The sequence below is a fragment of the Nonomuraea sp. NPDC049649 genome (genome assembly GCF_040675175.1).
Classification (GTDB): Bacteria; Actinomycetota; Actinomycetes; order Streptosporangiales; family Streptosporangiaceae; genus Nonomuraea.
Window position 1 is genome coordinate 40,135 of record NZ_JBFAOH010000001.1, and the last position, 25,547, is coordinate 65,681.

At 71.5% G+C, this 25,547-nt stretch carries 22 protein-coding genes; 4 read left to right on the forward strand and 18 right to left on the reverse strand.

The annotated features are described in order from the left end of the window. Positions 1 to 55: 55 nt before the first annotated feature. The 3 genes from AB0J42_RS00220 to AB0J42_RS00230 form a co-directional block, all read right to left on the reverse strand. Entirely contained in the window at positions 56 to 1,279 is a 1,224-nt protein-coding gene (locus AB0J42_RS00220) for a DMT family transporter (RefSeq protein ID WP_364286471.1), read from the reverse strand. 279 nt (positions 1,280 to 1,558) lie between these two features. Then, positions 1,559 to 2,044: a GNAT family N-acetyltransferase gene (locus tag AB0J42_RS00225; RefSeq protein WP_364286474.1), complete on the reverse strand. Its 486-nt coding sequence runs from the start codon at positions 2,042 to 2,044 to the stop codon at positions 1,559 to 1,561. Beyond that, positions 2,041 to 3,585, reverse strand: a complete 1,545-nt coding sequence (locus AB0J42_RS00230) for an XRE family transcriptional regulator (RefSeq protein WP_364286477.1) — start codon at positions 3,583 to 3,585, stop codon at positions 2,041 to 2,043. Before AB0J42_RS00230 ends, AB0J42_RS00225 begins: the two co-directional genes overlap by 4 nt. 306 nt (positions 3,586 to 3,891) lie before the next feature. Here AB0J42_RS00230 and AB0J42_RS00235 point away from each other — a divergent pair, with 306 nt between their 5' ends. From AB0J42_RS00235 to AB0J42_RS00250, 4 genes are all read left to right on the forward strand, one after another. Beyond that, a complete protein-coding gene (locus AB0J42_RS00235; RefSeq protein ID WP_364286480.1) occupies positions 3,892 to 4,170 on the forward strand; it encodes a hypothetical protein in 279 nt (92 codons plus the stop codon). 402 nt (positions 4,171 to 4,572) lie between these two features. Then, positions 4,573 to 5,550, forward strand: coding sequence for a mechanosensitive ion channel family protein (locus AB0J42_RS00240; protein WP_364286483.1), 978 nt, complete (start codon positions 4,573 to 4,575; stop codon positions 5,548 to 5,550). Positions 5,551 to 5,565: 15 nt separating this feature from the next. Then, on the forward strand, positions 5,566 to 5,946 hold the full coding sequence (locus tag AB0J42_RS00245; protein WP_364286486.1) for a globin: 381 nt from the start codon (positions 5,566 to 5,568) through the stop codon (positions 5,944 to 5,946). A 5-nt stretch (positions 5,947 to 5,951) separates the two neighbouring features. Then, positions 5,952 to 7,508, forward strand: coding sequence for a glycoside hydrolase family 13 protein (locus AB0J42_RS00250; protein ID WP_364286489.1), 1,557 nt, complete (start codon positions 5,952 to 5,954; stop codon positions 7,506 to 7,508). On the opposite strand, the gene AB0J42_RS00255 is transcribed toward AB0J42_RS00250, so the two are convergent. From AB0J42_RS00255 to AB0J42_RS00325, 15 genes are all read right to left on the reverse strand, one after another. After that, complete coding sequence (locus AB0J42_RS00255) at positions 7,468 to 8,649, reverse strand: MFS transporter (RefSeq protein ID WP_364286492.1); 1,182 nt, start codon at positions 8,647 to 8,649, stop codon at positions 7,468 to 7,470. The two genes, AB0J42_RS00250 and AB0J42_RS00255, sit on opposite strands and share 41 nt — an antisense overlap. Next, on the reverse strand, positions 8,646 to 9,020 hold the full coding sequence (locus tag AB0J42_RS00260) for a thioesterase family protein (protein WP_364288147.1): 375 nt from the start codon (positions 9,018 to 9,020) through the stop codon (positions 8,646 to 8,648). The genes AB0J42_RS00255 and AB0J42_RS00260 overlap by 4 nt, the downstream gene beginning before the upstream one ends. A gap of 85 nt (positions 9,021 to 9,105) precedes the next feature. Then, complete coding sequence (locus AB0J42_RS00265; RefSeq protein ID WP_364286495.1) at positions 9,106 to 9,708, reverse strand: TetR/AcrR family transcriptional regulator; 603 nt, start codon at positions 9,706 to 9,708, stop codon at positions 9,106 to 9,108. 43 nt (positions 9,709 to 9,751) lie between these two features. Next, positions 9,752 to 10,261 (reverse strand): VOC family protein, encoded by a 510-nt coding sequence (locus tag AB0J42_RS00270; protein ID WP_364286497.1) that lies wholly within the window; start codon positions 10,259 to 10,261, stop codon positions 9,752 to 9,754. A gap of 114 nt (positions 10,262 to 10,375) precedes the next feature. Beyond that, complete coding sequence (gene ettA, locus AB0J42_RS00275) at positions 10,376 to 12,040, reverse strand: energy-dependent translational throttle protein EttA (RefSeq protein WP_364286500.1); 1,665 nt, start codon at positions 12,038 to 12,040, stop codon at positions 10,376 to 10,378. A gap of 82 nt (positions 12,041 to 12,122) precedes the next feature. Then, entirely contained in the window at positions 12,123 to 13,412 is a 1,290-nt protein-coding gene (locus AB0J42_RS00280) for a GGDEF domain-containing protein (RefSeq protein ID WP_364286503.1), read from the reverse strand. Positions 13,413 to 13,963: 551 nt separating this feature from the next. Further along, positions 13,964 to 14,518, reverse strand: a complete 555-nt coding sequence (locus AB0J42_RS00285) for a single-stranded DNA-binding protein (RefSeq protein WP_364286506.1) — start codon at positions 14,516 to 14,518, stop codon at positions 13,964 to 13,966. 131 nt (positions 14,519 to 14,649) lie between these two features. Next, positions 14,650 to 16,275: a GTP-binding protein gene (locus AB0J42_RS00290; RefSeq protein ID WP_364286509.1), complete on the reverse strand. Its 1,626-nt coding sequence runs from the start codon at positions 16,273 to 16,275 to the stop codon at positions 14,650 to 14,652. Continuing rightward, a complete protein-coding gene (locus AB0J42_RS00295; protein WP_364286512.1) occupies positions 16,272 to 18,536 on the reverse strand; it encodes a dynamin family protein in 2,265 nt (754 codons plus the stop codon). Before AB0J42_RS00295 ends, AB0J42_RS00290 begins: the two co-directional genes overlap by 4 nt. 8 nt (positions 18,537 to 18,544) lie before the next feature. Continuing rightward, complete coding sequence (cobA, locus tag AB0J42_RS00300; protein WP_364286515.1) at positions 18,545 to 19,777, reverse strand: uroporphyrinogen-III C-methyltransferase; 1,233 nt, start codon at positions 19,775 to 19,777, stop codon at positions 18,545 to 18,547. A gap of 83 nt (positions 19,778 to 19,860) precedes the next feature. Then, positions 19,861 to 20,874, reverse strand: a complete 1,014-nt coding sequence (speB, locus tag AB0J42_RS00305; protein WP_364286518.1) for an agmatinase — start codon at positions 20,872 to 20,874, stop codon at positions 19,861 to 19,863. Between the two features lie 38 nt (positions 20,875 to 20,912). Further along, positions 20,913 to 22,061: a nicotinate-nucleotide--dimethylbenzimidazole phosphoribosyltransferase gene (locus AB0J42_RS00310; protein ID WP_364288150.1), complete on the reverse strand. Its 1,149-nt coding sequence runs from the start codon at positions 22,059 to 22,061 to the stop codon at positions 20,913 to 20,915. Between the two features lie 156 nt (positions 22,062 to 22,217). Further along, positions 22,218 to 23,060 carry a sirohydrochlorin chelatase gene (locus AB0J42_RS00315; protein WP_364286521.1) on the reverse strand — a complete coding sequence of 281 codons (843 nt, stop codon included), beginning with the start codon at positions 23,058 to 23,060 and terminating at the stop codon, positions 22,218 to 22,220. A 134-nt stretch (positions 23,061 to 23,194) separates the two neighbouring features. Further along, the gene (cbiE, locus tag AB0J42_RS00320) at positions 23,195 to 24,370 is read right to left on the reverse strand and encodes a precorrin-6y C5,15-methyltransferase (decarboxylating) subunit CbiE (protein ID WP_364286524.1); all 1,176 of its coding nucleotides are present in this window, start codon (positions 24,368 to 24,370) and stop codon (positions 23,195 to 23,197) included. 46 nt (positions 24,371 to 24,416) lie between these two features. Continuing rightward, on the reverse strand, positions 24,417 to 25,496 hold the full coding sequence (locus AB0J42_RS00325; RefSeq protein ID WP_364286527.1) for a GNAT family N-acetyltransferase: 1,080 nt from the start codon (positions 25,494 to 25,496) through the stop codon (positions 24,417 to 24,419). Between the last annotated feature and the right edge of the window lie 51 nt (positions 25,497 to 25,547).

A 25,547-nucleotide genomic window follows, 5' to 3' on the forward strand; every position in this document is an offset into this window, starting at 1 on the left:
AATTAGTAAGAGTGCAATTACTAAGAAGCGCTCGTAATTTCTGTGGCTCGACGCCCTATTTTGCCCGAAACCGGCAGGGGAACATCACCCCCGCCCCCTTCTCTCCCGAGATGTTCATGAGCTCACACAGGCACGGGCCCCGCTGCGCCGCCGGCCGGCAGTGCCCCTCCCCGGCCTCGTTCCCGGCACGGACGATCCGGCTGGCCCGCTCAAGGAGCCGCTCCAGGCTCGGCTCCCCCGCGCCTTTGACGGCCCGCACCTGCCACGGGCACACCTCGCGATCGGGGCACAGGCTCGCCAGGGGCGCGGACGGCCCCTGGTTGCCCAGCTTCAGCGGGTCGTCGCTTTTGACCTTCAGCTCGCCCAGCACCCGCGACGCCCGTTTCGAGACCATGAGCAGGTCATGGCGGCGCGTCCGCGGCTCGTCCAGCACCGCGTTCCGCGACGGCACCGCGAGCAGCATCGCCGCGGCCATCAGCCCGCCGCCGAGCATCATGCTCCAGCCCACCTGCTCGCCGAACCAGATCACCGCGATGGCCGCCACCCAGAAGGGCTGCGACGACATCAGCACGGCGCTGGGCACCGCGGGCACGTGCGCCTGACCGTACGAGCGAGCCAGGAAACCCAGCGCGCACGACACGACGGACAGGTGGCCGAGCACCACCCAGTCGGAGACGGTGCCGGGCAGCGTGATGCCGTCGCGCACGGCCAGGCCGCCGGTGAGCACGCCGATGGCCGCGAGCTGGATGACCGTCAGCGCGTAGGCGTTGAACTGCTCGCCTTTCCTGGACAGGCGGGCCAGCAGCAGCGTGTGCCCCGAGTACAGCGCCGCGGCGAGGAGCGTCACCACCAGGGCCGGCACCGAGAAGCCGCCGTCCTCGACGCCGCGCAGCAGCGTGAACGCGGTCATGCCGAACAGCGCCAGCACCACCCCGATCCACACCCGGAAGGGCACCTTGGCCTTGAACAGCGCCAGCGCCATGATCGGCGTGATCACGACACTGCACCCGACGGCGAACCCCGAGACCGCCGCGGGCAGGCTGTACAGAGCCACGGCCTGTGCGCTCTGCCCCACTCCGAACATGACCCCCAGGACGAGCCCTTCGATCCACGTGGACCGGGAGAGACCCCGCAGGCAGCCGGGCCGGAGCAGGAACAGCGTCAGGGCCGCGAGCGTGTAACGCTCGGCGAGCAGGTCCTCGACCGGTAACCGATGGATGAGATCCTGCATCAGCGGGAAAGCCGACCCCCACGCGGCGCTCACGAACAACAGAAGCACGGCTCCCAGAAGGGGGCGGGGAGCGGGCACGACTGCCATGCACGGAAGCATCTCACCGCGATCACCTGCGGCCGGATCGTCGACGGTCTGCGGTGATGCTCCTGTACCACCGGGAGTGAAGAGCCTCATTCGCAGGACCGGACATCCTTATCCTCTGAACCCGGCGATCCGGCAATTGCCCACATATCGCGGCCATCTCTTCGGCCGTATCTGCCAACCACCAAGGAGACCCCTAAAAAGGAAAAAGCGCCCGAAATGGGCGCTTTTGACGACATATCCTCAAATTTCAGCAGGTGCGGGCGTCAGTCGCTTCTCCCCGTACACGACCGTGAGCCCGCCCACCCGCTCCCGGCCGATCTCCCGCCACCCGTGCCGCTCGTACAGCGCCAGCGCGGCCCCCTGGTTGAGCGTGGTGTCGCCGCGGAGCCGCTCGAAGCCCAGCTCGGCCGCGCGCTCTTCGAGCGCGGCGAGCATGGCCGAGCCGAAGCCCCGCCGCTGGTAGTCGGGGTGCACGCGGAGCCGGCACAGCTCCGCGCTCGCGCTGTCGACCGGTTTCAGCCCGCCCATCGCGACGACCTTCCGGTCGGCCTCGCCGACCAGGAAGTCGCCCCCGCACGCCAGGTAGATCTCCTGGATACGGGGGAAGTCGTCGTCGTAGTAGACCCCGTCGCCCGGCACCAGCCCCACCTCGGCCAGGCAGATCTGGTGGAGGGTGAGGATGGTGTCGAGGTCAGACCACCGGTAGCGGCGGATTCTCAGCTTCATGCACCGCCAGCCCCTTCGCCCGCGGTGACCTGCTTGGGCCGGAGCTGCGCCCGGTAGGCGTCAAGCGCGGGGTGGTCGGGGTCGCGGGCCATGACCGCCTGCTCCAGCGCCACGGCGGGGCGCATGATGAAGTCGGTGCGGTATTCGGCGCCGAGCAGGCGTAGCGCCTCGGTGCCGATCCGCAGCGCCTCGCCGATCTCGCCCTCGATCAGCCTGCACTGGGCCTGGTCCAGCCTGATCAGCGTCTGGTCGAGGATGTGGTCCTGGTACTGGTGGAGCGCCTGGTCGAGGATGAGGTCGGCCTCCAGCGTCTGCCCCAGCTTGGTCAGCACGTCGCCCTGGTAGAAGTAGAGCTGCTTCTCGGTGTAGCCGAAGGCCATGTCCTCGCGGTCCTGGCCCTTGATGTGGGAGAAGGCGTTGCGGGCCCGGGCGAGCGCGCGTTTGGCCTGGTCGACGACCTCCTTGCGGCTGTCGGGGCCGGAGAGCATGGCCAGCGCCCTGGCCTCGACGACCGGGGCCATCGCCTGCGCCACGCAGGGCGTCTGACCGGCCAGGTCGCGGCTCTTCTTGGCGAGGTTGAGGGCCTCGCGGGCGTCGCCGTAGTAGAGCGGGACGAGCGCCTCGCGCGCGGTCACCCACGCGCGCAGCGCCCGGTCGCCGGTCTCGTCGGCGGCGGTGCGGCCGGTGCGGAAGAACGACCGGGCGAGCCGGTGGTCGCCCAGGTTGATCATGATCATCCCGCTCAGCCCGGAGAGCTGGGCGGCCATCCGGCACAGGCGCTCCTGCAAGTCCATCGGCTGACGCCGGGTCATGGCGTTGCGCACCGCGCTCAGCTCCAGCAGCACGTCGCAGAGCAGCCGGAGCGGCGCCGTCGTCGTGTACTGCCGGCCGAAGGAGAGCGTGGACTCCTCCCACTGGTCGAGCATCGAGGGCGAGACCGAGGACGACACGAGCGTGTAGTCCATCCGCCGCCGGATGCCCTCGCAGGCGCCGAGCACCGGGCCGGTGAGCTTGGCCGCGTCCGGGTCGTTGGCCAGCAGCTTTAAGAGCGTCCGGCGGAGGATGTTCTCGTCTTCCTCGCTGTCGGGGTTCTTGTCGGGATGCAGCGACGGGGTGCGCAGCTCGGTGGGCTCGGGCAGCGCCGCGCCGTGGCGGCCGTTGAGGTCGGCGCCGCTGGGGGCGAGCACGCCGGGCATCCGGTGCCCGTGGCCGCAGATGCACGGTCCGTCGTAGCCGAGAGAGGGGGGCTCGACACGGTAGACGGTGCACAGATAGTGGAGGTACTCGGGGCCGGGGCGTTTCAGCCCGCTCTCGTACGCCGAGAGCAAGGTCTCCCCGATGCCCGGCGCCGGCTTCTCATCACGGTCGAACAGCGCTCTGACCTGTTCGATCACGTCGGCGAGCGCGATCCCATGGGACAGACGGTGGCTTTTGATCTTCGTCGTGCCGAACTGCGCGCCACACGCTTCGTGGATCTCCTCAGCGATCTGGGCCGCGGTCCGGCCGGCGGCGAGGCCCTTGGCCCTGATGCGCCGCGCCATTTCCGTTTCCCTGTGCTGTCTGCCGGACATCCCGGCCCCTCTCGACATGTGTCCCGACTGGCTTTAGCACCCTAGTCACTGAGAGTAGCGTCCAGGTTGCAGTCCGCCTAGCCCCGACTATGAATCAATGATGAGGCGTTGAGAACGCCTTCTTGAAGGCTACGGATAAGGATCGTCCTCCGGCGGACTGTTTCTTACATTCCAGGAGTGACAAGGCGACTCCTCAGGGGTGTGGGGGCTGATTGCGCCCGCCGCCGACATGAGTCATCTTTGGCGCACCAGCAACGACGCGAGGGAGGACGAAAGGTGGGGGACGACAACTTCGGGCATCTTGAGCGCCTGGTCGCAGAGCTCGACGCCCGCGGGTTGCTCGCACGAGTGGTCCGGACCCAGAAGGGCAGGCTCTTCGTCAGGGTGATCAACCCGAAAGCGACCAGCCTGTCGGAGAACGTCACCTGTCGAGCGGCGGCCGACCTCGCGGACCGGTGGTACTGCTGGTCCTGGGGGGAGCGGCTGCACACCGCCGACGACCCGGCTGGTGCGGCGACGAAGGTCGCCCGAGTGCTCGCCGCGGTGCAAGAGTGACCAGGCGGTGATCCGGGTGGAGCGCAGCCACCCCGGCTCACCGTGCTCACCGCGGCTCCACGGAGCCGGCGGGGCGGCCGGTGCGGAGAGTCCCGCGCAGGCGCGGGCTCTGGCCGCCCCGCCGGTTCCCGTTACGCAGAGTAACCATCGAGACCCGCTCTCCGGCTCTCCGGAGGGCGTTCGGGGTCCCCTCCCCGGAAACGGAACGGGACACGCTTCCGGGTGCGTGATCCGTCCGAGCCGCACGTCATCGGAGCGTCAGGCACCTCCCTCCGCGGCCCTGGTCCTGACGACCCCGTCTTCCCCGGCGTGATGTGACGGCGGCCGGTTCGGTCGGCGGTAGATTCTGGGTCGAAACCGGCCCATGCCGCCGGCCGAACCGCTTCCGGAGAGGACCCCTCTGTGTTCCTGCTGTCGCCTCCATCGCCCGAACCGACCTCGTCGATCATTCCCGACGTCGACGAGGTGAGCTCGAAGATGGTGGAGGGCTGCAAACAGGACACACTCCTCTGCTCGGTCCTGGCGGACTGGATGGACAACTCGCCCTGGGCCTCGCTGGTCGCCACCTTGATCACGATCGGGCTGATCCTGATCCTCGGCTTCGTGGTGCGCCACCTCGTCCACCGCCTCATCACGCGGGTCATCCACCGTGCCGCCACCCGCCCGGTGGGCCGCTTCCGCAAGGGCACGCTCACGGCCGGCGTGGACGCCCTGCTGCACGAGCGCCGCAAGCAGCGGGCGGAGACGATGGGCACCGTGCTCAAGCACGTCGCCACCGTGGTCATCATCGGCACGACCGTCCTGACCGTGCTCGACCGGCTGACGATCCCCATCGCGCCGCTGCTCACCAGCGTCGGCATCCTCGGCGTGGCCGTCGGCTTCGGCGCCCAGGAGCTGGTCAAGGACTTCATCGCGGGCATGTTCATGCTGCTGGAGGACCAGTACGGGGTGGGCGACGTGATCGACGCCGGCGCCGCCGTCGGCACCGTCGAGGCGGTCACCCTGCGCGTCACGCGGCTGCGCGACGAGGACGGCCGGGTGTGGTACGTCCGCAACGGCACCATCAGCCGGGTCGGCAACGAGTCGCAGGGCTGGTCGCGGGCCTACCAGGACGTGCCGGTCCCCTACGACAGCGACGTCACCACCGTGCGGGTGCTGCTGGAGAACGTCGCCGAGGAGATGTGGGCCGACGCCGATCTGCGCGACTCCGCGATCGTGGAGCCGCCCCAGGTGTTCGGCGTGGAGCAGCTCTCCGACAGCAGCATGGTCTTCCGCCTGTCGGCCAAGGCGCTGCCGGCCAAGCAGGAGGATGTCGCCCGCGAGCTGCGGCTGCGGGTCAAGGCGGCGCTCGACGCGGCGGGCATCAGCATGACCGGCTGAGCATAGGCTGGAGGCGTGACTGAGACCTCCTTCTACGAAGCCGTCGGTGGCGAGGAGACGTTCCGCCGGCTCGTGCGCCGTTTCTACGAAGGGGTGGCGGACGATCCCCTGCTGCGCCCGATGTACCCCGAGGCCGACCTCGAAGGCGCGGAGGAGCGGCTACGCATGTTCCTCGTCCAGTACTGGGGCGGGCCGACCACCTACAGCCAGCAGCGCGGCCACCCGAGGCTGCGGATGCGCCACGTGCCGTTCGTGATCGGCCAGGCGGAGCGCGACGCCTGGCTCAAGCACATGCGCGACGCCCTCGACGACCTCGACCTCACCGACGAGCAGGAAGACCGGCTCTGGACCTACCTCGTCAACGCCGCCCACAGCCTGGTGAACTCCCCTACATAGCGGGCATGACACGCCACATGGACATCCCCTGGTGGCGTGATGCCGTCGTCTATGAGATCTACGTCCGCAGCTTCGCCGACGCCTCCGGAGACGGCGTCGGCGACCTGGCCGGAGTACGCGAGCGCCTCCCCTACCTCCGCGACCTCGGGGTCGACGCCGTCTGGCTGACCCCTTTCTACCCCTCCCCGATGGCCGACGGCGGCTACGACGTGGCCGACTACCGCGGCGTCGACCCGCTGTTCGGCACGCACGACGACTTCGACGCGCTGGTGGCCGAGGCGCACGGGCTCGGGCTGCGGGTGCTGGTCGACATCGTGCCCAACCACAGCTCCTCCGAGCACCCGTGGTTCCAGGCCGCGCTGCGGGGCGAGGGCCGCGACCGCTACATCTTCCGCGACCGGCCGAACAACTGGCAGTCCACCTTCAGCGGCCCGGCCTGGACCCAGGTGGACGACGGCTCGTGGTACCTCCACCTGTTCGCGCCCGAGCAGCCGGACTTCGACTGGCGCAACCCGGAGGTCCGCGCGGAGTTCCTCGACATCCTGCGGTTCTGGCTGGACAAGGGCGTCGACGGGTTCCGCATCGACGTGGCGATGGGGCTGTTCAAGGCGGAGGGCCTGCCGGACGTGGACGACCAGTCGTTCATGTCGGTGTCGCCGATCTGGGGCCAGCCGGAGGTGCACGACGTCTACCGCGACTGGCGCGCGCTGCTCGACTCCTACCCGGGCCAGCGGATGGCGGTGGGCGAGGTGTGGACCGACTCGCTGGACGACCTGGCGCTGTACGTACGCCCGGACGAGCTGCACCAGAGCTTCAACTTCGCCTGGCTGGAGGCGCCCTGGTCGGCGACCGCGTTCCGGAAGGTGATCAACGATACGGTGGCGACGGTCCCGTTCGCGACCTGGGTGCTGTCCAACCACGACGTCGTACGGCACCGCACCCGCTACGGCACGGCCGACCCCGGCACCGGCCTGGCGCGGGCCAAGGCCGCTCTGTTGACGACGCTGGCCCTCCCCGGGTCGACATATCTCTACCAAGGGGAGGAACTAGGACTCCCCGAGGTGGAGAATCTTCCCCCGGAGGTGCGGCAGGACCCGGTGTTCAAGCGCTCCGGCGGCCGGCTGCCCGGCCGCGACGGCTGCCGGGTGCCGATCCCGTGGTCGGGCAAGGGCGACTCGTACGGGTTCGCGCCCGAAGGGGTGAAGCCGTGGCTGCCACAGCCTCCGGAGTTCGCCGGGCTGAGCGTGGCGGCCCAGGCCGGTGACCCCTCCTCGACGCTGGAGTTCTACCGCCGCGCGCTGGCCTGCCGCCGCGAGCTGGTGCCTGCCGTCCCGTACGAGCTGGAATGGCTGGAGCCGGCCGGGGACGTGCTCGTGTTCGCGCGCGGCCCGCTCGTCTGCGCGCTCAACTGCGGCACCGGACCGGCCCCGCTGCCGCCGCACGAGGACGTGCTGCTCGCCAGTGGCCCGCTGGACGGCGGCGCCCTGCCGCCGGACACCGCCGTCTGGCTCCGGCGCCCGGTCAGCCAGCCCGCGCGCGGCGCTCGTGGCGGACCGGGATGACCGGCACCGAGATCAGCAGGCACGCCAGCCCCGCCGCGAACGCCGCCCAGTAGCCGGACTGGGTGATCAGCAGCCCGGCGAGGGGCGTGACGGCCAGCGCCACCACGTTCTGGACCGTGTTGTGCGTGCCGAGCACCCGCCCCGCCGCCGCGGGCCCGGCCAGCTCCCCGGCGGCCAGGTAGGCCAGCCCGTTCCCGGCCACGGTGATCACCGCGGCGAGTGCGAGCATGGCCACGCCGAGCGTGGATCCGTCGTACGTACCGAGCACGAGCAGGGCGAGGGTGGCGAGCGCGGCGAAGGTGAGCAGGCGCAGCGGCGCCATCCGCAGCCCGGTCAGGTCGGACCAGCGGCCCGCCGCGACCCGGGTGACGGCCCCGGCGACGGCGGCTCCGGCGAACAGCCGCCCGGCCGCGACGCCGTCCCAGCCGTACACCTCCACCAGGCAGGCCACCCCGTACGTGCCGACGACGAACTGCGGCACCACGTGCAGCCCGCTCGTGGCGTGCACGCGCCAGAGCGCGGGCTGCCGGTACGGGGACCCGGCGGGCTCCCGGGCGCCCCCGGCGACCGCGTGCGGCGGCTCGGCCAGGAACGCGGCCGCCAGCACGGCCGCCAGCAGGCTCACGCCCGCGCAGACCAGCATGACGCCGGAGATGCCGTACGCCTGCGCCACCGGCGGGAGCGTGAACCCGGCCACGGCCATGCCGAGCGTGTACGAGACCTGCCGGACGCCCATCGCCACGCCGCGCTCGGGCGGATCGAACCAGCGCAGCACGATCCGGCCGCCGCCGACCAGCGCCGCGCAGCCCGCCGCCCCGGCCGGCGCCAGCAGCCCGACCATCGCCCACGCGTTCTCCGCCAGGGACGCCGCCGCGAACAGCAGGGCGGCCGTGCCGACGCCCAGGCCGAGCACCAGCCGCTCGCCGTACCGGTCGGCCAGCGCGCCCCAGGCGACCAGCGCGAACAGGATGCCGATCGCGGGCGCGTTGCCGATGATCGCGGCCACCGGCAGGGAGACACCGAAGTGGCGCTGGAGGTCGGGGATGACCAGGGGCAGCCCGGCCAGGCCGAGGGTGACGCTCGCGTGCGCGTTGACCCCGAGGGCCAGCATGAGCCAGCGCCTGCGGTGCCGGGCGGTCACGTGAAGCGCTTGAGGTACGCCATCTCGTCCGGAGTGAGCCGGCGGGGCGCCGCGCGCTCGACGTCGTAGGCCACCATCACCGAGGAGGCCGTCACGTACAGCTCGTCGTCGTCGCGGATCTCGTACTTCAGCGTGAAGCGCACCGGCCTGATCTCGGTCACCCACGTCTCGACCCGGACGGGTTCGGCGCTCCAGCCGAGCGGACGCCGGTAGTCGATCTCATGGCGGGACACGACCAGCCCCTTGAACAGGGTCTCGCCCGCCTTGTACGGGTCGACGTGCAGCATGCCCCAGCGGGCGTCCTCCAGATAGTCGAGGAAGCGGACGTTGTTCACATGTCCTTGAGAGTCGATGTCCGCGAATCGCACCATGCGGGGGAAGACGTGCCGTTGCGCCAGGGAGTGTTGAACCACGAGGCAACGGTACCCGTTCGGCCGTCTGGGCTGGACAGGGCCCTCACCGGATGCTGAGCGGGTCGAGGCGGCGGATCAGCGTCATCGCCGCCTCTATCACCTCGCGGGCCTCCTCCTCGGAGTCGCTGGTGGCGACCTCGCGGGCGGCCTCGCCGATGATGCTCGTCAGCACCGTCACGGTGAACCGGTCGAGCGGGTCGCCGCCGGAGCCGAGCAGCGCGGCGTTCTGCCGTACCCACTCGCGGTTGCGGGTGCGGCGGATCAGCTCGAAGCCGGGCGGCCCGTCGCCGTCGATGAACAGCCGGACCAGGTCGCGGCGCGCCCACGCGCCGTCGAGGTAGGCCCGGGCCCCGGCGATGAGCAGCTCGACCGGGTCGGTGACGCCTTCCTCCTTGGCCCGCGCCACGCTGGCGCCGGCCGCCTGCTCGTGGGCCGCCTGATGGTCCTCGTAGAGGGCGAGGAACAGCTCGGTCTTGCCGCCGAAGTGGTGGTAGAGGCTGCCGACGCTGGAGCCGGCCCGGGCGACGACCTCCGAGACCCCGGCCTCGGCGAAGCCGTGCTCGGCGAACACCTCCCGGGCGGCCTGGAGCATGCTCTTGCGGGTCTGCGCCGTACGGCTCCACTCCCACGAGGTCCTGCGTGCCATGCGGTCATCCTACGGTTCTAGAATCATGTTCTTGCCGCGGGGTTCAGGGACTGGGGACTCCGTTGCCGGACCGGCCGTTCCCGGCCAGGACCTCCTCCAGCGTCGGCCTGGGGCCGTCGGGCCGCGGGCCCACCTGGGCGAGCTGGATGAGCACGCCGTGCGCCTCCTTCGGGTGGAGGAAGACCTCGCGCCACCGGGGGTCGGACAGGTCCAGCCCGTGCAGCCGGTAGCCGCGCCGGGTCAGCTCGGCCACGGCGGCGTCGATGTCGCTCACGTGGAAGTTGAGGTGGTGCACGCCGCCCCGGCCCCGGGTCAGCTCGAAGAAGCTGTCGAAGAACGTCGAGCCGGCCAGCGGCTCCATCAGCTCGATCTTGCTGCCGTTGGCGTAGGTGAGCTGCAAGGTGCGGTATCCGGCGGTCAGGTTGTCTCCCCCGCCTCCGAGGTGCCGCCCGCCGAGCAGGTCGCGATAGATGGGCAGCAGGTCCCTGATGCGCGGCGCGGCCACGGCCGTGTGATCGAAGGCCACCTCGACGCCGTCCAGTTCGAGCTCCACCCGGACTCCTTCCGCTGCGTGAATCTAGAATGTGATTCTAGACAGGCTCGCGCGGCCGGGGGCACGCGGGGACCCCGCACGGAGCGCACGTCCGTGCGGGGTCCGGTGAAGACCTCAGTCGCGGTGGAGCTTGCGGTAGGTCACCCGGTGCGGGCGGGCCGCCTCGGCGCCCAGGCGCTCGATCTTGTTCTTCTCGTAGTCGGCGAAGTTGCCCTCGAACCAGAACCAGTTCGAGCCTTCCTCCCACGCCAGGATGTGGGTGGCGATCCGGTCGAGGAACCACCGGTCGTGGGAGGTGACGACGGCGCAGCCCGGGAACTCCAGCAGCGCGTTCTCCAGCGACGACAGCGTCTCGGTGTCGAGGTCGTTGGTGGGCTCGTCCAGCAGCAGCACGTTGCCGCCCTGCTTGAGCGTGAGCGCGAGGTTGAGCCGGTTGCGCTCGCCGCCGGACAGCACGCCCGCCTTCTTCTGCTGGTCGGGGCCGCGGAACCCGAACGCGGCGATGTAGGCGCGCGACGGCATCTCGACGTTGCCGACCTTGATGTGGTCGAGCCCGTCGGAGACGACCTCCCACACGTTCTTGTTCGGGTCGATGCCGCCGCGGGTCTGGTCGGCGTACGAGATCTTGACGGTGTCGCCGACCACGATGGACCCGCTGTCGGGCTTCTCGCTGCCCGTGATCATGCGGAAGAGCGTGGTCTTGCCGACGCCGTTGGGGCCGATGATGCCGACGATGCCGTTACGCGGCAGGTCGAACGTGAGGTTCTCCATCAGCAGCCGGTCGCCGAAGCCCTTGGTGAGGTTGTCGGCCTTGATCACCGTGGTGCCGAGACGGGGGCCCGGCGGGATCTGGATCTCGTCGAAGTCGAGCTTGCGGTGCTTCTCCGCCTCGGCCGCCATCTCCTCGTAGCGCTGGAGCCGGGCCTTGCTCTTGGTCTGGCGGGCCTTCGGGTTGGAGCGGACCCACTCCAGCTCGTCCTCCAGGCGCTTCTTGCGCTTGGCGTCCTTCTGGCCCTCGATCTTGAGCCGGGCCGCCTTGGCCTCCAGGTAGGTCGAGTAGTTGCCCTCGTAGGCGTGGGCGCGGCCGCGGTCGAGCTCGAGGATCCAGCCCGCGACGTTGTCGAGGAAGTAACGGTCGTGGGTGACGGCCAGGACGGTGCCCGGGTACTTCTCCAGGTGCTGCTCCAGCCACTGGACACTCTCGGCGTCGAGGTGGTTGGTCGGCTCGTCGAGCAGCAGCAGGTCGGGCGCCTCCAGCAGCAGCTTGCAGAGCGCCACACGGCGGCGCTCACCACCGGACAGCTTGGTCACCTCGGCGTCGGGCGGCGGACAGCGCAGCGCGTCCATCGCCTGCTCCAGCTGGCTGTCGAGATCCCAGGCGTTGCGGTGCTCCAGCTGCTCCTGCAGCTTGCCCATCTCGTCGAGCAGCTCGTCGCTGTAGTCGGTCGCCATCTTCTCGGCGATCTCGTTGTAGCGCTCGAGCATCGCCATCGTCTCGGCGACGCCCTCCTGCACGTTGCCGAGCACGGTCTTCTCCTCGTTGAGAGGAGGCTCCTGCTGGAGCATGCCCACCGTGTAGCCCGGCATCAGCCGCGCCTCGCCGTTGGACGGCTGCTCCAGGCCGGCCATCATGCGGAGCAGCGTCGACTTGCCCGTGCCGTTGGGGCCCAGGACACCGATCTTGGCCCCTGGCAGGAACGACAGGGTGACGTCGTCGAGGACGACCTTGTCGCCATGCGCCTTGCGCACGCGCTGCAACGTGTAGATGTACTCCGCCATGCCTCCTAGCTTAGGGGCTCCTGCCCGCGCTTCCGCCGGTCTCTCCCTGCCGTCCGGGCCAGGATCCGGTACGCGCGAGCCATTACTCCGAGTCGGCCGCGTCGTCGCGGAAGCGGGGCGGGGTGGCGGGGACGCAGACGCGGTTTCTGCCCAGCTCCTTGGCGCGGTAGAGGGCCAGGTCGGCGGCTGCCAGGAGTTCGATGAGGTCGTCGCCGTGCTCGGTCATCAGGGCGACCCCCGCCGACACCGTGACCGAGATGGTCTCCTCCTCGGCCGGGACCGCCATGCGGCCGATCCGGGCGCGCAGCCGCTCGGCGACCCGGCGGGCCTCTTGGAGGTCGGCCCCCGGCAGCAGCACGACGAACTCCTCGCCGCCGAACCGGCCCACCAGGTCGTAGTCGCGGAGCTGGCCGCGGAGCACCTCCGCCACGGCGGCCAGCACCTGGTCGCCCGCCAGGTGCCCGTAGGCGTCGTTGACCCGTTTGAAGTGGTCGATGTCGATGATCAGGAGCGCGAGGGTGTCGCCTGTGCGGCGGGCGCGGACGATCTCGGTGTCGGCCTCCCGCTGCCAGGCGGCGGCGTTGAGGAGGCCGGTCTTCGCGTCGGTGCGGGCCGCCGCCTGCAGCTGGGCGTGCAGGAGGCTGCGCTGGAGCAGCACGACCGGGGGCAGGGCGACCACGAGCAGGATGGGATGCAGGCCGCACCCGACGGTCACCGTGACGCCGAGGCAGAGCTCCACCACGTCCAGCGTGACGCTCTCCCGGTCCCACAGCACGGCCCGCCAGCCGGAGTCGGGGTTGGCGGTGTGCGCGGCGATCGCGATCAGGGCGGTGTTGAGCAGCGCGAACACCACGGCGGCCAGGATCGCCAGCATGATGGTGGCGCTGTCGCTCCCGGACAGCGGCCAGGCCTCGGGGGCGAGCGCGTGGAACATCAGGGACGCCGCGCACCCGGCCAGCCCGATCGCGGCCGCGCTGAACACCCGCCGGTGCAGCACCGCCGCCCTTACCCGCCACTGCAGCAGCGTCTGCAGCACGATCGGCGCGAGCAGCGCGTAGACCGGCGGCAGCAGCAGCGCGACCGGCAGCCACCAGGCCGACAGCAGGTCGCGGGAGACCCCGGACGGCATGCCGAGCCGCCGGGTGGCCTCGATGCAGACGGCGCCGCAGCCCATCAGCGCGGCGAAGATCAGCAGGTGGTGCCAGCGGAAAGGGGTCGCGGCGGCCGTGCCGGCCATCGCGGCCAGGTCGGCGATCACGATCACCGCGATATACGCGACCAGGGCACGACGTTGGCCGAGAAATGGCCAGCGGGCGGCCAGAGCGGACAGACCGTCACGACGCTTTATCGAGGTGTGACTGGTCGCCGCCATCCGGTCTCCCCTCTCACTAACGATGTGTAACACAATAGTTGCGGAGTGTGCGGTGCGCGACGGTAAACGATAGCTTTGCCAGAGAATCCGCAGAGGTTATGTGGTTGGCTAGATGCGGACACGGTTCGCTTCCGCGAACAAGCCACTGCGAAGGGAGCACATCATGATGCGGGGCGTCATCTGGACCTGACGGATGCCCTGACCCCCCTTGCGGGTGACCCATCGGCCCCGGCGCACCAGCGGCCGATGCCCCCTCCCCCCGTCTTTCCGGGTCGTCCGCCTTCCTCCTCCATCCGTACCTAAGGCCCGCGCTGCCCTCCCCTCCACCCGTAGGGTCTGCGCTCCCTCCCCCTCCACCCGTACCTATGGGCTCGCGCGCTGCCCTCCCTCCACCCCGTGCACACGGTCTGCGCTGCTCCCCCACCACCCCGTACTCGCGGTCCGCGCCCCTCCCCCTCCCTCCGTACCTACGGCCCGCGCTGCCCCCTGCCGTCCGTACTTACGGGAAGCGGCGAGCGGGACGCCGTGGAAGCGCCCCGCCCCCACCGGCGTCACGCCGCCGCCCGCTCCGCGTCGCCCGGCTCCTTCTCCCCGTCGGCGCCGATGACGCGGACCGCCGCCTCGTCGGCCGCCGGGATCTGCCTCACCACCACCCCGGGCCCCTTCCGCGCCGCGCTCATCGCCCAGTCGCGCGTCTCCTCGTCGAGGCGGTCGCGGATCTCCTTGCTGACCTGGCCGGCGCCGGTCCGCTCGGGCTTGACGAAGGTGCCGGTGCCCCAGCGCAGGTCGTGGCCCACGGCCGAGGCCTCGATCTCGGGCATGAAGCGCCGCTCTCCCTCGGGGCCGAACTCGCGGATGCGGAGCTTGCCCGACACCACGACCGGCTGCCCGACCCGTACGGACTGGGCGACGTTGTCGCCGAGCGTGCGCCAGCAGCGCACGGCGAAGCAGACCTTCTCGCCGTCGGCCCACTGGCCGGACTTCCTGTCGAAGTAGCGGTGGGCGGTGAGCACCCGGAGCGAGGTGACCTTGGAGCCGTCGTCGAAGGTGTGCTGACGCGGCTCGGCTGCGACGTTTCCGGTGAGCGTGACGTAGATGTCGTTCATCCGATTGCCTCCCATGCGGCGGGCCGGGCGCCCGCGACCTGGGGACTACGGTGCCGCCCCGCGCCCGGCCGCACGCTCACCGAGCGCGGTTCTGTGGATGACGGCCGGGCGGCGGCGCAGGGTGTGGAAGGTCAGCTCGACAGGCTGCGCATGGCGGTGTAGAAGCCGTGGTGGCGGGCGAGTTCGCGCTCGACCGGCTCCACGACCATCTTCTCGGCGATCGACGCCACCCGCCGCCGCATCTCCCGCTCCAGCCGTTCGCGCTCGCGGGAGGCGCCCAGCTCGACGAAGTTGCGCGAGGCGATGCCCGACAGCGCACCCAGCCCGAGGACGGAGACCGTCATCAGCGCCGCCCACGGCAGCGCCGCGGTGTCGCCCATCAGCTCCAGCGCGGGCGGCAGCGCGCCCGGCACGAGCAGCCCCAGCAGGATCCAGAGCACGCCGAAGCCGAACGCCGCCACCAGGAGGTACTGCCACGCCCTGAGCAGCCGCCACCAGCCGGGCACCCGGTCGAGCTGCGGCGCGATCTCGCTGAGTTCCTTGGTGAGCGCCGACGGCAGCTTGGCCAGCTTGGAGCGGGCCGCGTGGTGGAGCGCCGAGCGCCAGACGGGATGCATGGTGGCCGAGAGCCCTTCGGCCAGCGCCTGCACGGCGTTGGTGACCTCGGCCGCCTGCGCGCTCACGGCGCCGTTCGCGATGCCCTTGATCTCGTCGCCGACGTCCTCCAGGCGCAGGCTCTTGATCGGGTCGGGGCGGAACCGCTCGATCCAGCGCGGGATCGGCCAGCCCACCCACTGGTTGGACCGCTCGACGTAGACGTTCTCCATGGCGTCGCCCACGGCGGGCACGCCGACGGCGTCGCAGAGCGCGTCCACCAGGCCCATCTTGCGGGCCTCGTCGACCGCGGCCGGGATGGCGAGCGCCTCCCCCACCGGCATGGCGGCCGTCATCCGCCGCTCCAGCTTGCGGAGGTCGGCCTCCAGCCTCTGGAGCGCGGCCCGGCGGCGGGAGACGGCCCCGGCGATGACGCTCTTGAGGCTCTCGACACCGCGGCCGGTGACCGCCGAGGTGGGCACCACCGTCGGATGCTCGACGCCTTCGCGGCGGAGCAGGTCGTTCAGGTCGATGACCAGCTCGGCCAGCTCCTCGGTGGACAGCCGGTCGGCCTGGTTGAGCGCGAACACCGTCACCGCCTCGTGCCCGGCCAGCTCGGTGACGTAGCGGCGGTGGGTGGAGGCGTCGGCGTACTTCTGCGGGTCGAGCACCCACACCACCATGTCGGCCAGCCCGATGAGCCGGTCGGCCTCGTTGTCGGTGAGCGCCCTGATCGAGTCGTGGTCGGGCAGGTCGAGCAGGATGAGCCCGTGCAGCTGGCTCTCGCCCTTGTCCAGCGCGCTGGCCCGGGCGAACCGGTGACGCCACTGGATCTGCAGCCAGTCGAGCAGCGGCGCGGCGCCTTCGAGCCCCCACACGCAGGCGTGGGTGCGGGCGGTGGTGGGCCGCCGCACGCCGGTCGGCGACAGCTCCAGCCCCGAGACGGCGTTGAACAGCGACGACTTGCCGCTGCCCGTGCCGCCCGCGAGGGCGACCACGGTGTGCTCCGACGACAGCTTGAGCCGGTCGCCGGCGCGCAGCAGCAGCGACTCGGCGTCCGACATCAGCTTCGGGTCGAGCCGGCCGGGGCCGAGCTCCACGACCTTGGACAGCGCGGACAGCCGCGCCCCGAGCCCGGACCTGGGAGGGGTCATGGTGGTCATCGGGCCACCTCCAGGTTGTAGGTGGCCTGGTAGAGCCGTGTCGCGGCGGACTCGTCGGGGACTCCGGCCGAGTCGAGCGCTTGCACGTAACGCATGGACTCCTCGTCGAACAGCAGGCTGATCCTCGCCCTCAGGTCGCTCAGCGCCTTGGCGCCGATCGCGCGCAGGGACTCCGCGCCCAGCAGCGCCTTGACCAGCCGGGCCGGCACCCCCTCCACCTGGCCGCCGCTGAACATGGCGACCATGAAGATCAGCGAGAGCGCGTCGGCGTCGAACGACACCAGCCTCGACACCGTGCGCTTGGCGATGCCCTCGGTGCGGACCAGCTCGGTGACGTGTTCCTGCCAGGCGGCGACGGCGCGGCTCGCGTGCCGTACGAGGTCGTCGGAGGGCCGTTCCAGCCCCGCCGCGAGCGCCGCACCGGCCTCGGCGCGGTGCCGCCAGCGGGCGGTCACCTCCTCCGCGGCGCGGGTGGCGGCGGCGACGATCACCGACTCCAGGCCGCTGCGGAGCGCGGCCCGGAACGCGATGATCCGCTCCGTCGTCTGCCTGCTGTTCCTGGCGCGCTTGCGCAGCTGGATCGAGCGGAGCAGGTCGCCGGAGCCGGCGAAGTCCTGCCAGCGGGCGAGCACCTCGCCGTGGATCAGGGCGCCGCTCCGGAACGCCTTGTCGAGGTCGGTGAGCGCGCCCACGTAGGCGCCGTCCACGTCGGCGCGGAGCTCGCCGCGGAAGGCGACCTGCTTCTCCAGGTGCTTGGCCAGCGCCGGCACGCGGGTGCGGAAGCTGTCGAGCACGCCGTTCAGCGTCTCCCTGACGGCCTGGGCGCGGCGGGCCTCGTCGACGGACAGCTCGGCGAGCCACATCCGCAGCTCGGTCATCTCGCTGTCGGGCAGCCGCCCGTCGACCACCTTCGACTCACCGATGACGAACCGGTCGATCTCGCCCAGCCCGTACTCGGTGAGCATGCGGACGAAGTGCTTGAGCACCACGTCGCGCGCCTTGTCCTGGACCCGGGAGAGCACGATGGCCAGCCGGGCGCCGCGCTCCTTGGCCAGGCGGAGCAGGTTCCACGCCGGGGCGTCGGCGTAGCGGGCGGCGGTGGTGACGAAGATCCACAGGTCGGCGGCGTCGAGCATGCGGTGGGCGATCGCATGGTGCTCCTCGACGACCGAGTCGATGTCGGGGGTGTCGAGCAGCGCCACGCCCTGCGGCAGCTTCTCCGTCGCGTGGATCACGATGGCCCGCCGGTCGGGGTCGGCCCCCGCCTGGTCGATCCGGCGCAGCCCGCCCAGCAGCTCGCCCTCGGCGAACCACTCGCGGTCCTCGGGATGGCAGACCAGGACGGGCATGCCGGTGGTCGGCCGCCGCACCCCGGTGCGCGAGACGTTCTTCTCCGCCAGCGAGTTGACCAGCGTCGACTTGCCCGCGCCGGTCGAACCGGCGACCACGATCAGGGCGGGGGCGGTGCTCATCCGCACCCTGGGCAGCACGTAGTCCTCAAGCTGGGCGAGCAGTTCGGCGCTCGCCTTGCGCGCCTCGCCGGCGCCCGGCAGGTCGAGCCCGAACCGCAGCGACGCCACGCTCTCGCGCAGCGTCCCGAGCGCCGCCGCCACCGCCTCCGCGGTCTCGGGCGGCAGCGCCTCCACGCGCTCCCGCGGCTTCTCGTCCTCGTTTTCCTCTGGTACGTCGTCGGTATCGGTTTTCTCCGGTACGTCTCCCGCATCGGGCTTTTCCGATACGTCCTCCGCACCGGACTCTTCAGATACGGCGCCCGTACTGGATTCTTCCGATGCGTCCTCCGCGTCGGACGTTTCTGACACGTCCTCCGCGCGGGACGTGTCCGATACGATCTCTGTTTCGGACTTGTCCGGCACGGCCTCCGCAGGGGGCTCCTCCGGCGCGGCCTTCGCTTCGGGCTTCCCGGCTTCAGCAGGGGTTTCTTCCGGCTCGGGCTCCTGCGATGCGGCCTTCGCGGGGGTTTCCTCCGCTTCGGGCTTCTGCGGTACGGCGTCCGCGGGGGTCTTCTCCGGTACGGCTCCCGTATCGGGTTCGCCGGGCACGTCCGCTGGCTTCTTCGCGTCGGCCTCGGCGCCGGGGCCGGGCGTCGCGGGGCGTTCCTCGGTCTCGCGGGCAGGGGCGGGCGGACCCGCCACCACCTTGTCAGGCTTGGGCTCCTGCACGGGGGAGCCCGGGGGATCGTCGGTGATCGCGGGCATGCTCAGGGTCTGCTCCCCCGCCCACTCTCCGCGCCCGTCATCCATGGCGGTGTTCAAGGCAAGCGCTCCGCTCGAACCATCTCGACCTCCTGGCCGACCCTGACGACGTCGCCGACGACGACGATCGCCGGTGGCCGTATCCCAGCCGCGGACACGCGGTCGGCCACGGTGGAAAGCGAAGCGGTGACCGCCCGCTGGGTCGGAAGGGTACCGTCCTGCACCACCATTACGGGAGTCTCCGGCGGACGTCCGTATCGGATGAGGGCCTCCGCGACCGCGGTAAGCCGCTCGACGGCCATCATGAGCACCAGGGTGCCACGGGACCGCGCCATCGCGGGCCAGTCGACCGTGGACCGCGGATCACCGGGCGGAACATGCACGGAGATCACGTGGAACTCCTGGCTCACGCCACGGTGCGTGACCGGGACGTCCGCCGCGGCGGGCACCGAGACGGCGCTGGTGATGCCGGGCACGACCAGCACCGGGATGCCGGCCTGGGCGCAGGCGATCATCTCCTCGCCGCCGCGCCCGAACACGAACGGGTCGCCGCCCTTGAGCCGGACCACGAACTTGCCCTCCCGGGCCCGCTCCACGAGCAGTTCGTTGATCCTGTCCTGGGACAGGGACCGGCCGTAGGGCACCTTGGCCGCGTCGATCAGCTCGACGTCGGGGGCCAGCTCGTCGAGGAGCGCGCGCGGGGCCAGCCGGTCGGCGACGACGACGTCGGCCTGCGCGAGAAGCTGGCGGCCCCGTACGGTGATCAGGCCGGGATCGCCGGGCCCGCCGCCGACGAGCGCGACGCCCACCGGTTTGGTGCGGTTGCGGCGGGCGTCGACGGTGCCGTCGCGCAGCGCGTTCACCACGGCGTCGCGGATGCCGGCCGCCCGGCGCGGGTCGCCGCCGGCGGTGACGGCCACGCTGATCTCGGCGACCCGGCCGGAGGCCGGGGTCCAGGCGGCGGAGGCGTCCCGGTCGTCGGCGCGCACACACCAGATGCGCTTCGCCTCCGCCTCGGCCGCCACCGCGGCGTTGACCGTCCTGTCGTCGGTGCAGGCCTGGACGAGCCAGGCGCCGTCGCAGTCGCCCACCTCGTACGGGCGGGCGTGCCAGGTGACGCGACCGGCGGCGATGAGGTCGTCCAGAGCGGGAGTGACGGACGGCGAGACCACGCTCACCTCCGCTCCCGCCTCGATCAGCGCGGGCACCCGCCGCTGGGCGACCCGCCCGCCGCCCACGACGAGGACCCTGCGGCCGGAAAGCCGCAGGCCGAGGAGGTAGGGACCCATGGTGGGGGAATCTCCCGTTCGCGAACGTTGTGTGCTAGGTGGATAAACCTACCGGCTTCCACGCGTCATTTGAGGTGCGGGCGTCAACGTCCGTCAAGCAGCGGCTGGCGAGGGTCCCAGCGCGGCCCTCCGGCGTCGTCCGCACGCCGCCTGGCCAGCGCCGAAAGCGCCTCCAGGATAACCCTGTTGCCGAGGAGTGCCGTGATGTCGGCGTGATCGTACGGGGGCGCGACCTCGACGATCTCCAGCCCGGCGACGGGCAGCTCGTAGCAGATGCGCCGCACCGCGTCGAGCAGTTGCCGGGCGGAGAGGCCGCCGGGCTCGGGCGTGCCGGTGCCCGGGGCGTGGCCGGGGTCGCAGACGTCGATGTCGACCGACAGGAAGATCTGGTCGCACTCGTCCAGCGCGATCGTGAACGCCTCCGTCAGGCACTCGTCCAGGCCCCGGGCGACGATCTCGGTCATCTCGTACGAGCGCATGTTCTGCCGGGCCATCCACTCCAGCGTCTCCGGCTCCGGCCAGTAGCCGCGCAGCCCGATCTGCAGGAACCGGTCGCCGCGGATCGCACCGGACTCGATGAGGCGGCGCATCGGCTGGCCGTGGCCGTACAGGTGGCCGAAGCTGATGTTCCCGGTGTCGGCGTGCGCGTCGAAGTGGATCATCGAGGTGCGGCCGGGCGCTTGCGCGCGGGCGGTGCCGCGGGCGTCCGGCAGCGCGATCGTGTGGTCGCCGCCCAGGATCACCGGGATGGCGCCCGAGGAGGCGATCCGGTACACGGCCGACTCGATGGCCTCCAGGGAGCTCTCCACGTCGCCCGAGTAGCACTCGACGTCGCCGGCGTCGAGCACCCGCAGGTCCTTGAGGGCGTCCACGCGGAGCGCGAGGCTGGGCCGGGAGCCGTCGATCGGCAGGTAGCAGGCCTGGCGCAGGGCCATCGGGCCGAACCGGGCGCCGGGACGGTGCGAGGTCCCGCCGTCGAAGGGCGCGCCGATGATGACGACGTCCGCGCCCTCGTAGGTCGCGGGGTCGTTCACGTCGCAACGCTCGACGCCGAGGAATGTGATGTCCGGGCCGTACATCGGTCCGTATCTGGGCACTGGTCACCTCACGTGCTGGCTTCCTGTCCCGTTTATCATCACATGGGCTTTTCCGTCACCCCTGCCGAGTCGAACGTGGCCACTTCGTGCATCACCCGTACGGCGGCGCACACGATCGGGTGGGCCAGCAGCCCGCCGGTGCCCTCGCCGAGCCGCAGCTCCAGATCGACCAGTGGCCGGAGACCGAGATGCTCCAGCGCGGCGGCATGACCCGGCTCGGCGGAACGGTGACCCGCGACGCAGTGGTCCACGACGGCGGGCGCGAGAGCCGCGGCGGCCAGCGCGGCGGCCCCGGCGATCACCCCGTCCAGGATCACGGGCACCCGCGCCGCCGCCCCGCCCAGGATGAACCCGGCGATCGCGGCATGCTCGAACCCCCCGACCCCCGCCAGCACCCGCACGGCCTCCTCCCGGAACCCACCGTCCGGGCTCTCCCCGGACCCGCGGTGCGGAGCCGGTGCCTGGAGCCCGCTCTCCTCTCGAGGTTGCGCCGCGCCGTCAGCCGGGTGGATGTCGTTGATTCTCAGGGAGTCGCGGACGGTCTCGATCTTGAGGGCGTGGGTCTCCGGGGAGATGCCGGTGCCGAGGCCGGTGACCTCTGCCGGGTCGCGGCCGGTGAAGGCCGCGATGAGCGCCGCCGACGACGTGGTGTTGGCGATGCCCATGTCGCCGGTGATCAGGCAGCGGGCGCCGGACGCCACCAGGTCGCGGGCCACGCCGATGCCTGCCTCCAGCGCCTGCACGGCTTGGCTGGGGGTCATCGCGGGCCCACGTGAAAGGTCTGCTGTCCCGTACGCGATCTTGCGGTTGATCAGGCGGGGGTGGGCGGGAAGGTCGGCGGCGACGCCGACGTCCACGACCGTGACCGACACCCCGGCCTGGGCGGCGAAGGCGTTGGCCACCGCGCCGCCCGCCAGGAAGTTGCCCACCATCTGGACCGTGACCTCCTGCGGCCACGGGCTGACCCCGCGCGCGTGCACGCCGTGGTCGGCGGCGAAGATGGCCAGCGCGGCGGGGGCCGGCATGGGCGGCGGGCTGACCCCGGCCGCTCCGGCGAGCCGTACGGCCACCTCCTCCAGCGCGCCCAGCGAACCGCGCGGCTTGGTGAGCCGGTCCTGGTGGGCACGGGCGGCGGCGAGCGCGTCCGGGTCCGCCGGACGGAGCGCGGCCAGCGTCTCGGCCAGCAGTTCGCTCTCCGGAAGCGGGCTGTGTGAAGCCGTCTCGCCAGGCGTTCCAGCGGACGTTCCGGCGGGCCCTTCGGCGGGGGTTTCGCCAGACGTTCCAGCGGGGGTTGCGGGTGATGTTCCAGACGGTGTGTCGGGGGACAGGGGAACCTCCGGGGATCAGCGGACCAGGTGGAGCGCTTCCTCGTAGCGGTCGATGACCACATCGGCCAGCGTCTCACAGTCGCCGATCACCTCGGCGCAGCGGATGTCCAGCTCGGGGTGGCCCGCGCCGTACGCGAGCGCCTGCGCCCAGACGCGCTCCAGCGTGCCGCCCGCGAACAGCAGGTAGGGCACGACTATGACGCGCTTGGCGCCGAGGCGGCGGCAGCGTTCCAGCCCGCCGGGCACGCCGGGCGGGGTGAGGGAGACGAACGCGGTCTCCACGGTCATGAAGTCGTACGCGTGCGTCTCCCAGAACAGCCGGGACACGCGGTGCACGTCGGCGTTGGCGGCCGGGTCGGTGGAGCCCTCGCCGACCAGCACGACGGCGGTCTCGCCCGGCTCGACGTGCGGCGGGACGCCATCGGCGGCGCCGTCGACGGCACGCAGCCGGGGCCGGTCGCCGACCAGTTCGAGGGCGCGCGGCCTGGGCATCTCGGCGGCGGCGTCGGTGAGCCGCTCGGCCAGGAGCGCGAGGACGCGCGGGTCGGGGCCGACGGGACGGCCGTAGTCGTACTTGAGTGTGGGGTGTTTCTGCTGCGCCTGGGCCATGGCGGCGGGCAGTTCCTCGGAGACCCGGCTCAGGCTGAGCGGCAGCGCCACCACCCGGTGGTGGCCGCGGGCGACCAGGGAGGCGACGGACTCGCTCAGCAAGGGCGTGGCCCGCTCAAGGTAGCCACCCGAGACGTCGGCGGCGGTCTGGTCGAGCCGGCAGCGGAGCCGGTGGACGAACCTGCCGAACTCGGCGGAGTCGGCGTCGTCGTTCGAGCCCTGCCCGACAAGCAGGAGCGGCGGCTTCATGGGGAAGGTACTCCGGTGCGTAGAAGAGGACACGCGAGGATAACCGATCCGCGGCACTGAGCGACAGGTCAGGAGGTGTGAGCGGGCTTCACGGCCCACGTGAGGATAACCGGTCCGGGACGCTGAGCGACAGGTCAGGAGGTGTCGGCGGGGGTGGCGTGCACCACGAAGACCGGGTCGGCCGAGTTGAGGCTGTGCCCGCCGTCGGGTTCGATGACCAGCCCGGAGGCCAGGATCTGGGTGCCTTCGGCCCGGTAGCCGTGCTCCCGCAGCAGGTCGAGCACGGCGGTGACGTTCTCGACGGTCTTGAGCGCGCACACCAGCGACCGAGGCCGGCGGGCGGCGCAGGCGACGATCACGTCGGGGCCGCCGCCGCCCACGAAGACGGCGTCGGGGTCGGGCAGCGGTTCGAGCGAGGGCGGCGCGAGCCCCCGGGTGAGCGCCACCTTGACGCCGTGTCTCAGGACGTTGTCGCGCAGCCGGTCGCAGGCCTCGGGGTCGCGTTCCACGGCCATCACGGCGGCGCCGAACCTGGCGCACTCGACCGCGATCTCGCCGTCGCCCGCGCCCACGTCCCAGATCAGGTCGCCGAGCCGGGGGCCGAGCCTGGCGAGAACGAACGCGCGCACCTCGGGGGGCAGCCCGGACTCGGACGGCAGCGCCCAGCCGGCCGGTCCCGGCTGGGCCCCGGCCACCCAGGCGGGCTCCTTCGGGCGGTACAGCGGGTCGATGACGAGCACCACGTCGGGGTCCTTCCACGGGCGGGTGGTGGCTTCGCCCATGCGGCTGTGGGTGACACGCTCGTCGGGGCCGCCGACGTCCTCGCAGACGATCAGCGTGCGCGGGGTGGTGGGCGCGAGCTCCCTGGCGATCTCGGCGGGGCCGACGCCGGGGGCCACGACCACCGCCACCTTGGGGTGCGCGCGGCAGGCGTTGACGACGCGGGCGAGCTGGTGCCGGCCCGCCGGGGCGACGACGAGGGCGTCCTCCCAGTTGAGCGCGGCGCGGGCGAAGGCCCGGGTGACGATCGACGTGGCGGGCAGCACCTCCGGCTCCAGCCCGCGGCTGCGCAGCGTACGGACCACGCCGAAGAAGCCGGGATCCCCCTCGGCGACCACCACAGCAGGGCCCTCCCCCCGCTCAAGATGGTGATCAAGAGTCTCGACCAAGCCGTCGGGCGGAGCCGTGGTGACGGATGGAGCAAGCTGCCCGGTCAATTCGTCAGGGCCGATGATCAGTTTGGCATTCTTCAGCCGGTCGATCGCCTTGGCCGAGAGCTCGGATCCGTCCCACCCGACAACTGTGATCATTCGCCTCACCGTCCTCACACACCAGACTGACGGCTGACCCGCACTTTCACCAAAGATCGGACGGGATCAGGCTGAAGACGACAAGGTCCTCACCCCGCAGCGCGTTCCGTTCGACGCCTTCACGGACGAAACCCGCCTTCTCGGCGACCCGCAGGGAGGCGTGGTTGGAGACCGAGGCGCGGAGTTTGAGCCGTTCGAAGCGCTGCTCGCGCAGGAGCCAGCGGGCGATGGCCGCGACCGCCTCGGCGGTGTAGCCCTTGCCGCGCGCCCACGGGGCGGCCATGTAGCCGAGCTCGCACGTACGGTTCGCCCAGTCCACGTCCCGGATGTCGACGTTGGCCGCGAACCGGCCGCCGGTCAGCTCCACGGCGGCCCAGGCCATGCCGTCGCCGCGCAGCCGCATCCGCTCCGAGGCGGCGACGAACGCGCGGGCGTGCGCCTCGCTGTAGTCGCGCGGCACGCCGGTCATGGCCTGGGTGAGCGGGTCGGCGCCGGTCGCGGCCAGGTCGGGCACGTCCTGCTCGCTGAGCGGGCGGACGAGCAGGCGGGCGGTACGGAGCTGGGTCCGGGGCAGCATGTCGCCCGGGGCGCGGCTGTCACCCCGCAGCATGCCGAAGACCACCAGGTCGTGCGGCCCGTCGTCGTCGAGCACGGCGGCCCGCAGCACGCCTTCCCAGGTGAAGCCGGCTTTCCTGGCGACGCTGAGGGACGCCGGGTTGTCCAGGTTGGCCGTCAGGTCGATGCGGCGCAGCAGCGTCTCCGCGAAGACGTACGCGACCAGCCCGCGCAGCGCCTCGGTGGCGAAGCCGCGTCCCCGGTAGAGCGGGTGCACGCCGTAGCCGACCTCGGTCGTACCGGCGCCCCACGCGGTCTTGAACAGGCTGATCGCGCCGACGATCACGCCGTCGCCGTCCGCCATCGCCAGGTGGATGCCCTGGCCGGAGCGCTGCAGTTCGTGCACGCCGTTGGCGAGCCACTGCGAGACGGACGCCACGTGGCCGGGGGCGCCGGGCGGCAGGAACCGGGCGCCGGACCGCACGACTGACCTGATCCGTTCCGCGTCGTGAAGTCCGAAAGGGCGCAGCACGAGCCGTTCCGTGGTGATTTCCAGGCGCGGATCGAACACGTCCGCAGCGTACAAGATTCACCATGTTTGCCGACGAAAGCCGGGGTAGGA